This window comes from Mesorhizobium sp. WSM4845 (assembly GCF_055811455.1).
Genome location: NZ_JBVVQA010000022.1, coordinates 1 through 12,598 on the forward strand (window position 1 = coordinate 1; position 12,598 = coordinate 12,598).

The window sequence follows — 12,598 nt, forward strand, 5'->3', positions numbered from 1 at the left end:
TGCGGGGTTGGGGCGCGCCCCCATTCACCTCTAAATCTTCTCGGCGGTGGGCGCTTCCCTCATCCGCCGCGCGCGCGCGTGCGGGGGGGCCGCCCGGCCGGCGTCGCGGCCAAGCCCTTTCTCCCCGTCCTTCACGGGAGAAGGTCCCGGCAGGGGGTTGAGGGGCGGCGCCAACATCCAGGATTTCATGCCAGGTCGCGCGCCTCGGGCACGAATGCCAGCGCCTCGGCAAAGATAGCGCTCGTGAAGGTGGCGCTCTCGACGGCGAGCATTGCTGCGGCAACGCCTTCGCGCAGCGCTGCGCCCAGCGTCAGGCCGCGCAGCAGGGCGGCCATCGTCGCGCCCGCCAGCGCATCGGCGGCGCCGACCGTGACTTTTTTCGGCGGCAGGATCAAGAAGGCGTCGGCCGCGTCGAAACCCAGCACCGGACCGTCACCAGCGGTGACCACGCCGCTTTTCAGGCCGGCGCGTCTTAGGCCGTCGACAATGCCACGCTCGTCGGCATCGACGTCGGCGCCGGTAAGCGCGCCGGCCTCGTGCCGGTTCATGAAGGCCATCGCCAGAAACTCAAGCACCAGCGTCAGCCGCGCCGCCTTGCTGGGCGAAACGGCAAGTGCAAACACGGGCTTGTCGGCTGCAAGCGCTACCAGCCGCTCAAGCGCCGCCGACGGCAGGTTTGCGTCGCAAAGGACTGCATCAGCGGTGCTGATTGCCTCGCGCACCTTGGCACGGCGGATCTGCTTGGCAAGTGCCAGGTCGTAGAGCGCCATGTCGGCGAGGCCGGCGATCAGCGCGCCGTCGCCGTCGATCAGCACTGTGTTGCTCGGCGTCGTGCGATCGAGGAACACCACGGACAGATCGGCAATGCCGGCTGCAGCAATGGCGCGTGAAAGCGTATCGGCCAGAACATCGCCGCCCCGTACCGAAAGCAGCGAGCCGGAGACGCCGCGGCGCACGGCGCAGCGCAGCGCATTGAAGACGGCGCCGCCGACTTCCTCGCGCATCGTGCCGGGGTTCGACGCCGCCGGCACGAAGGCGCCCGAAACCTGGCCGCGCCGCTCGATATAGGCGCCGCCTACTGCCAGGATCGTCGGCGACTTCATCATGCCCAGTGAGATGACCTTTGCTGCTGCCGGGTGGAGACTAGGTTGTCCGGCGGAACCCGGCAACCGGAGGCGCGATTCGGAAGATGCCTAGCAGAATCCTGCGGGTGAAGCCGGGATGCATCCTGGGTGAAACACGAAACAAAAAAAGAACAGATCCGGATATTGTTGGTTTTTCAATCGGTTGTATCCCCTTGCCAATCGAGAACAAAAAAGGTACAAATTGATAGGGATTACGGATTGTCCGGCCTTCATTGACGACCAAGGGGTGATGTATCATGGCTCAGAATTCTTTGCGGCTTGTAGAGGACAAAACGGTGGACAAATCAAAGGCTCTGGATGCGGCGCTGTCGCAAATCGAGCGTGCCTTCGGCAAGGGCTCGATCATGCGGCTCGGCGCAAACGAGCAGGTCGTCGAGATCGAAACGGTGCCGACCGGTTCGCTTGGCCTCGACATCGCGCTCGGCGTCGGCGGCCTGCCGCGCGGCCGCATCATCGAGATCTACGGGCCGGAAAGCTCGGGCAAGACGACGCTGGCGCTGCACACTGTGGCGGAGGCCCAGAAGAAGGGCGGCATCTGCGCCTTCGTCGATGCCGAGCACGCGCTCGACCCGGTCTATGCCCGTAAGCTCGGCGTCGACCTCGAAAACCTCTTGATCTCGCAGCCCGATACCGGCGAGCAGGCGCTGGAGATCTGCGACACGCTGGTGCGTTCCGGCGCCATCGACGTGCTGGTGGTCGATTCGGTCGCGGCGCTGACGCCGCGCGCCGAAATCGAAGGCGAGATGGGCGATTCGCTGCCCGGCCTGCAGGCCCGCCTGATGAGCCAGGCGCTGCGCAAGCTGACCGCCTCGATCTCGCGCTCCAACACCATGGTCATCTTCATCAACCAGATCCGCATGAAGATCGGCGTCATGTTCGGTTCGCCCGAGACCACGACCGGCGGCAACGCGCTGAAATTCTACGCTTCGGTGCGCCTCGACATTCGCCGCATCGGCTCGGTCAAGGACCGCGACGAGGTCGTCGGCAACCAGACCCGCGTCAAGGTGGTCAAGAACAAGCTGGCGCCGCCCTTCAAGGTGGTCGAGTTCGATATCATGTATGGCGAGGGCGTGTCCAAGACCGGCGAGCTGGTTGACCTCGGCGTCAAGGCTGGCGTGGTCGAAAAGTCGGGCGCCTGGTTCTCCTACAATTCGCAGCGTCTCGGCCAGGGCCGCGAGAATGCAAAACTGTTCCTGCGCGACAATCCCGATACGGCGCGCGAAATCGAATTGGCACTACGGCAGAATGCCGGTCTGATTGCGGAAAAGTTCCTCGAGAATGGTGGTTCCGAAGGCGGAGACGATGGTTTCGAGGACGAAGCCGGCGCCATGTAGGCTTCGGCAGTGGCCGGAGTTTGGCCATGATTCCCGCGCATCAGCTCCAGCCTGTTTAATCGAGTCCTGTATTGTTGCGTTCAAACCGCCGGCCTAGCGCCGGCGGTTTGCGTTTCAGCGGTGGCGCCGAGATGACCGGCAAGCCCCGCAAATTGGCCCAATTCCGTGTTTCTGGACAGGGTGCAACGCGGCGGCTAAAAGGCCATGTCCATTTGCCGTCGGCCGCGCCGGCGGCTCTCTCTAAAAGCTAAAAGGCAGTATTCATGAGTGGCGTGAACGAGATCCGGTCGACATTCCTCGACTATTTCCGCAAGGAGGGTCACGAGGTCGTCGCGTCGAGCCCGCTGGTGCCGCGCAACGACCCGACACTGATGTTCACCAATGCCGGCATGGTGCAGTTCAAGAACGTTTTCACCGGCCTGGAAAAGCGACCCTACTCGCGTGCCACGACGGCTCAGAAGAGTGTTCGCGCCGGCGGCAAGCACAACGACCTCGACAATGTCGGGTACACCGCGCGCCACCTGACCTTCTTCGAGATGCTCGGTAATTTCTCGTTCGGCGACTATTTCAAGGAGCGCGCCATCGAGCTTGCCTGGAACCTGATCACCAGGGAGTTCGGGCTGAAGAAGGACAAGCTGCTGGTCACGGTCTATCACACCGACGACGAGGCTGCCGGCTACTGGAAGAAGATCGCCGGCTTTTCCGACGATCGTATCATCCGCATTCCGACCTCGGACAATTTCTGGGCGATGGGCGACACCGGACCTTGCGGTCCGTGCTCGGAGATCTTCATCGACCGTGGCGAGCACATCTGGGGCGGCCCTCCCGGCAGCCCCGAGGAGGATGGCGACCGTTTCCTCGAATTCTGGAACCTGGTGTTCATGCAGTATGAACAGGTGACGAAGGATGAGCGCATCGACCTGCCGCGCCCGTCGATCGACACCGGCATGGGCCTGGAGCGCATGGCCTCCATTCTGCAAGGGGTCGAGAGCGTCTTCGAGACCGACCTGTTCCGTCACCTGATCGAGGCCGCGTCATCCGCGCTCGGCCGCGGTCCGGATGCCGACACCGTCGGATCGTTCCGCGTCATCGCCGACCATTTGCGTTCGTCCTGCTTTCTGGTGGCCGACGGCGTGCTGCCGTCCAATGAGGGCCGCGGCTACGTGCTGCGTCGCATCATGCGCCGCGCCATGCGCCATGGGCAGCTTTTGGGCGCCGGTGATCCGCTGATGTGGCGGCTGGTGCCGGCGCTGGTGCGCGAGATGGGCCAGGCCTATCCGGAACTGGTGCGCGGCGAACAGATGATCACCGAGACGCTAAAGCTTGAAGAAACCCGTTTCCGCAAGACGCTGGTGCGCGGCTTGGGCCTGCTTTCGGAAGCGACGGAAAAGCTGGGTGCCGGCGACATGCTGGATGGCGAGACCGCCTTCAAGCTCTACGACACCTATGGCTTTCCGCTCGATCTGACGCAGGATGCGCTGCGTCAGCGCAACATCTCGGTCGATCTTGCCGGCTTCACCAATGCGATGGAGCAGCAGAAGGCCGAGGCGCGCAAGAGCTGGGCTGGTTCCGGCGAGGCGGCGACCGAAACAGTGTGGTTCCCGGTGCGCGAGAGCCATGGCGCCACCGAGTTCCTCGGCTACGAGACCGAGCAGGCGGAAGGCCTCATCCAGGCGCTGGTCAGGCACGGCAAGATCGTCGACAGCGCCGCCAACGGCGAGGCGGTTGCCGTAGTCGTCAACCAGACGCCGTTCTATGGCGAATCCGGCGGCCAGGTGGGTGATACCGGCGTCATTTCAGGCGAAGGGTTCTCAATCGAGATCTCCGATACGCAGAAGAAGGCCGACGGGCTTTTCGTGCATCTCGGCAAGGTGGCCGACGGCACGGTCGACACGGGCGCGACCGTCGAGCTGAAGGTCGACCATGCGCGCCGCTCCAGGCTGCGCGCGAACCATTCCGCGACGCATCTGATCCACGAAGCGCTGCGCGAGGTGCTAGGCACCCATGTCGCGCAGAAGGGCTCACTGGTCGCGCCCGAGCGTCTGCGCTTCGACATTTCGCACAACAAGCCGATCTCGCCTGACGAGATCGAACAGGTCGAGCGAATGGCGAACGAGATCGTCGTCCAGAACAGTCCGGTCATCACGCGGCTGATGTCGGTTGACGGTGCCATCGCCGAAGGCGCCATGGCGCTGTTCGGCGAAAAGTATGGCGACGAGGTGCGCGTCGTTTCGATGGGCACGGGCTTGCATGGCGCCAGGGCCAACCGGCCTTATTCGGTCGAGCTATGCGGCGGCACGCATGTCAGGGCGACCGGCGACATCGGTCTGGTGCGCATCGTGTCGGACAGTGCAGTCGCTGCCGGCGTGCGCCGCATCGAGGCCTTGACCGGCGAGGCGGCCAGAAAGCATCTCGACGAGCAGGACAAGCGGCTGAAGGCGGTCGCGGCGGCGCTGAAGATTTCGCCGGCCGACGTGCCGGCGCGCGTCGAGGCGCTGCTCGACGAGCGCAAGAAGCTCGAGAAGGAACTGACCGAAGCGCGCAAGAAACTGGCGCTGGGCGACCGCTCGCCAGCCGGCGTGCCTGCCGAGAACGAGACCATTGCCGGTGTCGGCTTCCTCGGCAAGGCGGTATCGGGCGTCGCGCCGAAGGATTTGAAGCCGTTGGCCGATGCCGGCAAGAAGTCGCTCGGCTCCGGCGTCGTCGTCTTCGTCGGCGTCGGCGAGGACAACAAGGCCAGCGTCGTGGTCGGCGTAACCGACGACCTGACCGGCCGCTTCAGCGCGGTCGATCTGGTCCGCGTAGCGTCCGCGGCATTGGGCGGGCAGGGCGGCGGCGGTCGGCCTGACATGGCCCAGGCCGGCGGCCCGGACGCATCGAGGGCCGAAGACGCGATCGCTGCGGTGAAAGCGGCCCTGGAGGCGGCTTGATCGGTCGCCGAGGGTCTGGGAGGCACCCCCCTCTGTCCTGCCGGAAATCTCCCCCTCAAGGGGGGAGATTGGCAGCTTCATTGCCCTGCCTTTTTCACAAACGTCGAAAATTGGCGAAAACAATCGTGACATCCAATCTCCCCCCTTGAGGGGGAGATGTCCGGCAGGACAGAGGGGGGTGCTCTCCCTCGGCCTTTCGGACCTTTGTCACCCGGCCTTTTCGGTCTTCGCAAAACTCTCCCGTCCGGTGATGTGACCCCACCAGGCCTGGATATCGGCGAACTCGGCCAGCAGGTTTTGTCCGTCGGCCACCTTGGCGAAATAGCCGATGATGGGTGCTGCATGCAGGTCGGCCAGCGTCAGTTGCTCGCCCAGCAGCCACGGCCCGGCGGCTTTCAGTGAGGTGAGTGCGCGAAGCACTGTCGCCGCCTGCAGAAGCCCATTGGCGATCAAAGCCTCGTCAGGCGCCGTTTTCTCCAGCCGCTCGACGGCGACATCCCAGACCATGGCTCGATAGGCATAGGCGTCGAGCATGCCGATGATCTGGTTCATACGTGCGCGAGGCCGGGCTTCGATCGGTTGCAACGCCGGGCCGTCGAACGCTTCGTCGACATAGCGGGCGATCGCGCCGGTCTCGTGGAGGCGGAACCCGTCATGCTCGAAGGCCGGGATGCGGCCGAACGGCTGATGGTCGAAATACCAGCCCGGAATGCCGTCCGCCGCGAAGATGTCGACCGGCACAAGTTCGTAGCCGATGCCTTTTTCCTCGAGTGCGAGGCGGACGATGCGCACATAGACGCTGTAGTCCGCCCCGTAGACGACGGGCCTGCTCACAACGCTGGTCAGGCCATTGCCTTCTGCAGATTCTCGTCGATCTTGTCGAGGAAGCCGGTGGTCGAAAGCCATGGCTGGTCGGGACCGATCAGCAGCGACAGATCCTTGGTCATGAAGCCGGCTTCGACGGTCTGGATGCAGACTTTTTCCAGCGTCTCGGCAAAACGCATCAGCTCGGCATTGTCGTCGAGTTTGGCGCGGTGCGCCAGGCCGCGCGTCCAGGCGAAGATCGAGGCGATCGAATTGGTCGAGGTTTCCTCGCCCTTCTGGTGCTGCCGATAATGACGGGTGACGGTGCCGTGCGCCGCCTCCGCCTCCACAGTCTTGCCGTCCGGCGTCATCAGCACCGAGGTCATCAGGCCGAGCGACCCAAAACCTTGCGCCACGGTGTCCGACTGCACGTCGCCATCATAGTTCTTGCAAGCCCAGATATAGCCGCCCGACCATTTCAGGCTGGAGGCGACCATGTCGTCGATCAGCCGGTGCTCGTACCAGAGCTTCTTGGCTTTGAACTCGGCTTCGAACTCTGCCTCGTAGACTTCCTGGAAGATGTCCTTGAAGCGGCCGTCATAGGCCTTGAGGATGGTGTTCTTGGTCGAGAGGTAGACCGGGTAGTTGCGCAGCAGGCCGTAATTGAGCGAGGCGCGGGCGAATTCGCGGATCGAGTCGTCGAGATTGTACATGGCCATGGCGACGCCGGCGGCCGGCGCATCGAACACGTCATGCTCGATCACCTTGCCGTCCTCGCCGACGAACTTGATCGTCAGCTTGCCCTTGCCGGGGAAGCGGAAGTCGGTGGCGCGGTACTGGTCGCCGAAGGCATGACGGCCGACGATGATCGGCTTGGTCCAGCCGGGCACCAGCCGCGGCACGTTCTTCATGATGATCGGCTCGCGAAAGATGGTGCCGCCGAGGATGTTGCGGATGGTGCCGTTCGGCGACTTCCACATCTTCTTCAGCCCGAATTCCTCGACACGCTGCTCGTCGGGGGTGATCGTCGCGCATTTCACGCCGACGCCATGCTTCTTGATGGCATTGGCCGAATCGATGGTCACCTGGTCGTTGGTGGCGTCGCGGTGCTCAACGCTGAGGTCGTAATATTCAAGCTTGAGGTCGAGATAGGGGTGGATCAGCTTGTCCTTGATGAACTGCCAGATGATGCGGGTCATCTCGTCGCCGTCGAGTTCGACGACCGGGTTCGCCACCTTGATCTTCGCCATGGAAAGAATGCCTCATTGTTGGGGATCGGAACGGCCTTGCCCGCATGGCTTTGGCCGGGGATGCGGCCCGTATATCAAAGCATTTTTGGCTGCGCAAACGGCGATCCGCCCCAGCGGGTTCGCCCCTGGCATCGGGCGTTGCCTGCCAAAGCTTCATTTTCGCGGCCGGATATGGCAGGGGACGCTGAAATGCCGCAAACAGCAGTTCATTGAGACAATGCAAGCCAGCAACGACATCCTTCCTGCCACCGGCCCGGCGATCATCCTGGTCGAGCCGCAGCTCGGCGAGAATATCGGCATGGTCGCGCGCGCCATGGCGAATTTCGGTCTGTCCGAACTGCGCCTCGTTAATCCGCGCGACGGCTGGCCGAGCGAAAAGGCGCGCGCTGCCGCGAGCCGCGCCGACCACGTCATCGATGCCGCTGGAGTATATGACGATCTGGCCTCGGCGGTCGCCGACCTGAACTTCGTCTTCGCCACCACGGCGCGCGCGCGCGATAATTTCAAACCGGTGCGCGGACCGGTCGAGGCGGGCAGGGCGCTGAGAGCGCGGCAGCGATCCGGACAGCGCACCGGCATTCTGTTCGGCCGCGAGCGGTTCGGGCTCTACAATGACGAGGTCGGCCTCGCCGACGAGATCGTCACCTTCCCGGTCGATCCCGCCTTCTCCTCGCTCAACATCGCCCAGGCCGCCTTGCTGATATCCTATGAGTGGATGAAGTCGGGCCTGGAAGACGAGACCAAAACCAATTTCTCCAGTCCCGACATGATGCCGGCGACCAAGGAACAGTTGCACGGCCTGTTCGCCTATCTGGAAGGCGCGCTCGAAGCGCGCGGCTATTTCCGCCCGGCGGCGAAGAAGCCGAAAATGGTCGACAACCTGCGCGCGGTGCTGACGCGCGCCGGCTTCGCCGAGCCGGAGCTCAAGGTGCTGCGCGGCATAATATCATCGCTGGACAGGTTTTCGCCGGCCATGCCGCGCGGCGACGGATCGCCGGGCGATGATCCAAGGCGGCTTCCGGCAGCGGCCCGCGCCGCCAAGGCGACAGACAAGGACCAGGCCTGAGAGACAGGCTCTAGCCGTAACCGAATGTTATTTGCTGTGGTCCATCATCCCAAAAATGATGGATCAGGCCTAAAATGATGAATAGGGATTTGTGACCATCTTCCCGCCGCGGACCCGCAGCCTTCTCCGCCTTCTCCTGTAGACGATGAAAATGACCGATCCTTCAAGCGCCCGCCCGATCCTGATGTTCGATTCCGGCATCGGCGGCCTGACGGTGCTGCGCGAAGCGCGGGTGCTGATGCCCGACCGCCGCTTCGTCTATGTTGCCGACGACGCGGCTTTCCCTTACGGGGCTTGGGAGGAAGCGGCACTGAGGGCACATGTGCTGGAGCTGTTCAGCAAGCTGCTTGATCGTTTTTCGCCGGCCATTTCGGTCATCGCCTGCAACACCGCCTCGACTCTGGTCATCGATGCGTTGCGCGAAAGATTTCCCGGTCATCCTTTCGTCGGCACGGTGCCGGCGATCAAGCCGGCAGCGGAACGCACACGCTCCGGGTTGGTTTCGGTGCTGGCGACGCCCGGCACCGTCAAGCGCCAGTATACCCGCGACCTGATCGGCAAATGGGCGCAGAAATGCCATGTCCGCCTGGTTGGCAGCGACAATCTGGCGGGACTGGCCGAAGTCTATATGCGCGATGGCTTTGTCGATGAAGAGGCAGTGCGTGCCGAGATCGCGCCGTGCTTCGTCGAACATGACGAATTGCGGACCGACATCGTCGTGCTTGCCTGCACCCACTATCCCTTTCTGGCCAATCGCATGCGCAAGACGGCACCCTGGCCGGTCGATTGGCTCGATCCCGCCGAGGCGATCGCGCGACGCGCGCTCTCGCTGCTCGCGGGCGCCGAGGCCAGCCAGCGCGGCGAGGCGTTGCCGGAAGGCGCCGACCTTGCTGTCTTCACCTCGAAGCGGGTCGATTTCCCGACTCGCCGCCTGATGCAGGGGTTTGGGCTGGCGATTTCCTGATGTCTGGGAACATCACCACGACCGCTGCGTTTTCCCCTCATCGCAAGACGGGAGAAACGATCATGCCAGCCACTTCAAAAGCCCAGCAGAAAGCCGCCGGCGCGGCATTGTCCGCCAAGCGTGGCGAGACCAAGAAGAGCGAGCTCAAAGGCGCTTCGAAGGGAATGTACAAATCGATGAGCGAAAAGCAGCTCGAGGAGTTCGCCGAGACCAAGCGCAAGGGCCTGCCAGAGAAGAAATCAAAACACTAGCCGCTCGTCCGCAGCCGAGGTCGGTATCGGTCCCATGATTGGATAGTCGCGGTCCAGCACGCGCGCGCGGGGGGAACCGCGGCGTATCATCACCGACGCCAGCCGCGAATTGCCGCGAGCTTGACACGAGTTAAATCTCCGTCTAATCAGCCCACCAACACCGGGCCGCAATGTCCGGTGGTTTCTTTATGTGCGCAAGACATTTGGGAAGCCGCTCTATTCCTCCCGGAGTCTTGTCTAGAATGACGTGTCCCGTGGGTTTTCCGCCGCGTTGCGTGGGAGAACCCTGTCAGGTCTCGAAAACGGGGGCCAGAGGAGGGCGCGTTTCCTTCACCCGGACCATGAGGTGCCGGGTGTGTCTTTTTGAAAGGGAATGCGATGAGCAAGCGCGAATCCGCGAAATACAAGATCGACCGCCGTCTCGGCGAAAACATCTGGGGTCGCCCGAAGTCCCCGGTCAACAAGCGCGAATACGGTCCCGGCCAGCACGGCCAGCGCCGCAAGGGCAAGCTGTCCGATTTCGGCCTGCAGCTGCGTGCCAAGCAGAAGCTGAAGGGTCACTACGGCGACGTGTCGGAAAAGCAGTTCCGCAAGGTCTATGAAGAGGCGAACCGCCGCAAGGGCGACACCTCGGAGAACCTGATCGGCCTGCTCGAGTCGCGTCTCGACGCGGTCGTCTACCGCGCCAAGTTCGTGCCGACCATTTTTGCCGCTCGCCAGTTCGTCAATCACGGCCACATCAATGTCAACGGCAAGCGCGTCAACATCGGCTCATACCGCTGCAAGCCGGGCGATGTCATCGAAGTGCGCGAAAAGTCGAAGCAGCTGGTGATCGTCCTGGAATCGGTAGGCCTGGCTGAGCGCGACGTGCCTGATTACATCGAGGTCGATCATAACAAGATGACGGCGTCCTTCGGGCGCATCCCCGGGCTGTCGGATGTTCCCTTCGCGGTGCAGATGGAACCGAACCTGGTCGTCGAATTCTATTCGCGCTGATTGATTTTTTTCATCTGCGACATCATCGAAGGCCGCCCTCGAGGCGGCCTTTTCTTTGGGGTTCCGAAAATCGATTTCGATTTTCGGGCCGATGCGCTACTCCGGGCAGCAACAAGGATTTTTGGGGCCGCCGCGCCATGAACATGCTGCCAGAAACAATCGAACCGATCGCCGATGCCGCAGGCGGCTTTCATCCGCTGTTTGCCGATGTGCCGTCCTCCGTCGAATTCAACAAGCTGCGCAAGCGGCTGCTGCGTCTCGCCCGTCAGGCGATCGACGATTTTTCGATGGTCAAGCCCGGCGATCGCTGGCTGGTCGCCTTGTCTGGCGGCAAGGATTCCTACGGCATGCTTGCGTTGCTGCTCGATCTCAAATGGCGCGGGCTGCTGCCGGTCGACCTGCTGGCCTGCAATCTCGACCAGGGCCAGCCGAACTTTCCGAAACACATTCTGCCCGATTATCTCAACACATACGCCATTGCGCACCGCATCGAATATCAGGACACCTATTCGGTGGTGACCGACAAGCTTCCCCAGGGCAGCACCTATTGTTCGCTGTGCTCGCGGCTCAGGCGCGGCCATCTCTACCGCATCGCGCGGGAGGAGGGCTGCTCGGCTTTGGTGCTCGGCCACCACCGCGAAGACATTCTCGAAACCTTTTTCATGAACCTGTTGCATGGCGGACGCCTCGCCGCCATGCCGCCAAAACTGCTCAACGACGACGGCGACGTCATGGTGCTGCGGCCGCTCGCCTATTGCGCCGAGGCCGATCTCGAAAAATTCGCCGGCGCCATGAAGTTCCCGATCATTCCGTGCGATCTGTGCGGCAGCCAGGACGGCTTGCAGCGCAATGCGATGAAGGCGATGCTCGACGACCTGGAAAAGCGCATGCCCGGCCGCAAGAACACGATGATCCACGCCATGACCAATGTGCGGCCCTCGCATCTGCTCGACAGAAAGCTGTTCGATTTCGCCGCACTCAATGAAACCCTGACCGCAAGGCAAGACGTTCCCGATGACATTTGACGATACCGCGATCGACTGGCTCGCCACGCTTCTGTCCGACGCTGCCATTGCCGAGATCATGCCGCGCTTTCGCCGGCTGGATGAGGGCGACATCCGCCAGAAGACCTCGGCAGCCGATCTGGTGACGGAGGCCGATGTGAGTGCCGAGCGGCTTATCACCGTCAGGCTGCGTGAGCGCTACCCGCAGGCGATGATCGTCGGCGAGGAAGCCTGCTCCGACGATCCGGCGCTGCTCCAGGGCCTCGGCGAAGCCGATCTCGCCTTCGTCATCGATCCGGTCGACGGCACTTTCAATTTCGCCTCCGGCGTGCCGCTGTTCGGCGTCATGCTGGGCGTCGTGGTGAAGGGCGAGACCGTCGCCGGCATCATTCACGATCCCATCGGCAAGGACTGGCTGATCGGCGCCAGCGGTGCTGGCAGCCACATACGGCATGCGCATGGCACTTTGGAGAAGGTGCATGTCGCCGAGCCTGCGCCGCTCTCGCAAATGACCGGCGCGGTTTCCTGGCAATATATGCCCGAGCCGGAACGGTCACGGCTGGCGCGCAACCAGACGAAATCCTTGTCGCAATTCGGCTATCGCTGCGCGGCTCACGAATACCGCCTGCTGGCGAGCGGCCACGCCCACTTCATCGTCTACAACAAGCTGATGCCGTGGGATCATCTGGCCGGTGTGCTGATCCATGCCGAGGCAGGTGGTTACGCCGCGCGTTTCGACGGTACCACCTATCGGCCTTCGCATGTCGGCGGTGGCCTTCTTGTCGCACCGGACGAAGCAAGCTGGCGCGAACTGCGCCGGGAACTGTGGGCGGAATAGGCCGTTTGGCATCGAT

At 63.0% G+C, this 12,598-nt stretch carries 11 protein-coding genes; 8 read left to right on the plus strand and 3 right to left on the minus strand.

Annotated elements, in window-relative coordinates; all coding sequences use genetic code 11:
- Positions 1–185 precede the first annotated feature (185 nt).
- The gene (locus AC0L2C_RS22785; protein ID WP_287363258.1) at positions 186–1,106 is read right to left on the minus strand and encodes a carbohydrate kinase family protein; all 921 of its coding nucleotides are present in this window, start codon (positions 1,104–1,106) and stop codon (positions 186–188) included.
- Positions 1,107–1,381: 275 nt separating this feature from the next.
- Between AC0L2C_RS22785 and recA the strand changes: the two genes are divergently transcribed.
- Together recA and alaS are read left to right on the plus strand one after the other, a co-directional pair.
- The gene (recA, locus tag AC0L2C_RS22790; protein WP_023798282.1) at positions 1,382–2,479 is read left to right on the plus strand and encodes a recombinase RecA; all 1,098 of its coding nucleotides are present in this window, start codon (positions 1,382–1,384) and stop codon (positions 2,477–2,479) included.
- Between the two features lie 263 nt (positions 2,480–2,742).
- Entirely contained in the window at positions 2,743–5,409 is a 2,667-nt protein-coding gene (gene alaS / locus AC0L2C_RS22795) for an alanine--tRNA ligase (protein ID WP_473524509.1), read from the plus strand.
- Positions 5,410–5,616: 207 nt separating this feature from the next.
- Here the strand turns inward: alaS and AC0L2C_RS22800 are convergent, their stop codons facing one another.
- Both AC0L2C_RS22800 and AC0L2C_RS22805 read right to left on the minus strand, forming a co-directional pair.
- Positions 5,617–6,243 carry a glutathione S-transferase family protein gene (locus AC0L2C_RS22800; RefSeq protein WP_128173168.1) on the minus strand — a complete coding sequence of 209 codons (627 nt, stop codon included), beginning with the start codon at positions 6,241–6,243 and terminating at the stop codon, positions 5,617–5,619.
- 8 nt (positions 6,244–6,251) lie between these two features.
- Complete coding sequence (locus tag AC0L2C_RS22805; protein WP_023798280.1) at positions 6,252–7,463, minus strand: NADP-dependent isocitrate dehydrogenase; 1,212 nt, start codon at positions 7,461–7,463, stop codon at positions 6,252–6,254.
- Positions 7,464–7,680: 217 nt separating this feature from the next.
- On the opposite strand from AC0L2C_RS22805, the gene AC0L2C_RS22810 reads away from it, so the two are divergent.
- From AC0L2C_RS22810 to AC0L2C_RS22835, 6 genes are all read left to right on the plus strand, one after another.
- Complete coding sequence (locus AC0L2C_RS22810; RefSeq protein ID WP_287344445.1) at positions 7,681–8,529, plus strand: RNA methyltransferase; 849 nt, start codon at positions 7,681–7,683, stop codon at positions 8,527–8,529.
- A gap of 151 nt (positions 8,530–8,680) precedes the next feature.
- Positions 8,681–9,493: a glutamate racemase gene (murI, locus tag AC0L2C_RS22815; protein WP_473524510.1), complete on the plus strand. Its 813-nt coding sequence runs from the start codon at positions 8,681–8,683 to the stop codon at positions 9,491–9,493.
- Positions 9,494–9,555: 62 nt separating this feature from the next.
- Positions 9,556–9,744 (plus strand): DUF3008 family protein, encoded by a 189-nt coding sequence (locus AC0L2C_RS22820; protein WP_023717374.1) that lies wholly within the window; start codon positions 9,556–9,558, stop codon positions 9,742–9,744.
- Between the two features lie 378 nt (positions 9,745–10,122).
- Entirely contained in the window at positions 10,123–10,740 is a 618-nt protein-coding gene (gene rpsD / locus AC0L2C_RS22825; RefSeq protein WP_023798277.1) for a 30S ribosomal protein S4, read from the plus strand.
- A gap of 137 nt (positions 10,741–10,877) precedes the next feature.
- A complete protein-coding gene (ttcA, locus tag AC0L2C_RS22830) occupies positions 10,878–11,765 on the plus strand; it encodes a tRNA 2-thiocytidine(32) synthetase TtcA (RefSeq protein ID WP_473524511.1) in 888 nt (295 codons plus the stop codon).
- Entirely contained in the window at positions 11,755–12,582 is an 828-nt protein-coding gene (locus tag AC0L2C_RS22835) for an inositol monophosphatase family protein (protein ID WP_287344441.1), read from the plus strand. The genes ttcA and AC0L2C_RS22835 overlap by 11 nt, the downstream gene beginning before the upstream one ends.
- The last annotated feature ends 16 nt before the right edge of the window (positions 12,583–12,598 follow it).

Bases quoted from the DNA above. Each gene is read 5' to 3' on its own strand.
- AC0L2C_RS22785 (WP_287363258.1), bottom strand. From the start codon at position 1,106: ATGATGAAGTCGCCGACGATCCTGGCAGTAGGCGGCGCCTATATCGAG.
- recA (WP_023798282.1), top strand. From the start codon at position 1,382: ATGGCTCAGAATTCTTTGCGGCTTGTAGAGGACAAAACGGTGGACAAA.
- alaS (WP_473524509.1), top strand. From the start codon at position 2,743: ATGAGTGGCGTGAACGAGATCCGGTCGACATTCCTCGACTATTTCCGC.
- AC0L2C_RS22805 (WP_023798280.1), bottom strand. From the start codon at position 7,463: ATGGCGAAGATCAAGGTGGCGAACCCGGTCGTCGAACTCGACGGCGAC.
- AC0L2C_RS22810 (WP_287344445.1), top strand. From the start codon at position 7,681: ATGCAAGCCAGCAACGACATCCTTCCTGCCACCGGCCCGGCGATCATC.
- murI (WP_473524510.1), top strand. From the start codon at position 8,681: ATGACCGATCCTTCAAGCGCCCGCCCGATCCTGATGTTCGATTCCGGC.
- AC0L2C_RS22820 (WP_023717374.1), top strand. From the start codon at position 9,556: ATGCCAGCCACTTCAAAAGCCCAGCAGAAAGCCGCCGGCGCGGCATTG.
- rpsD (WP_023798277.1), top strand. From the start codon at position 10,123: ATGAGCAAGCGCGAATCCGCGAAATACAAGATCGACCGCCGTCTCGGC.
- ttcA (WP_473524511.1), top strand. From the start codon at position 10,878: ATGAACATGCTGCCAGAAACAATCGAACCGATCGCCGATGCCGCAGGC.
- AC0L2C_RS22835 (WP_287344441.1), top strand. From the start codon at position 11,755: ATGACATTTGACGATACCGCGATCGACTGGCTCGCCACGCTTCTGTCC.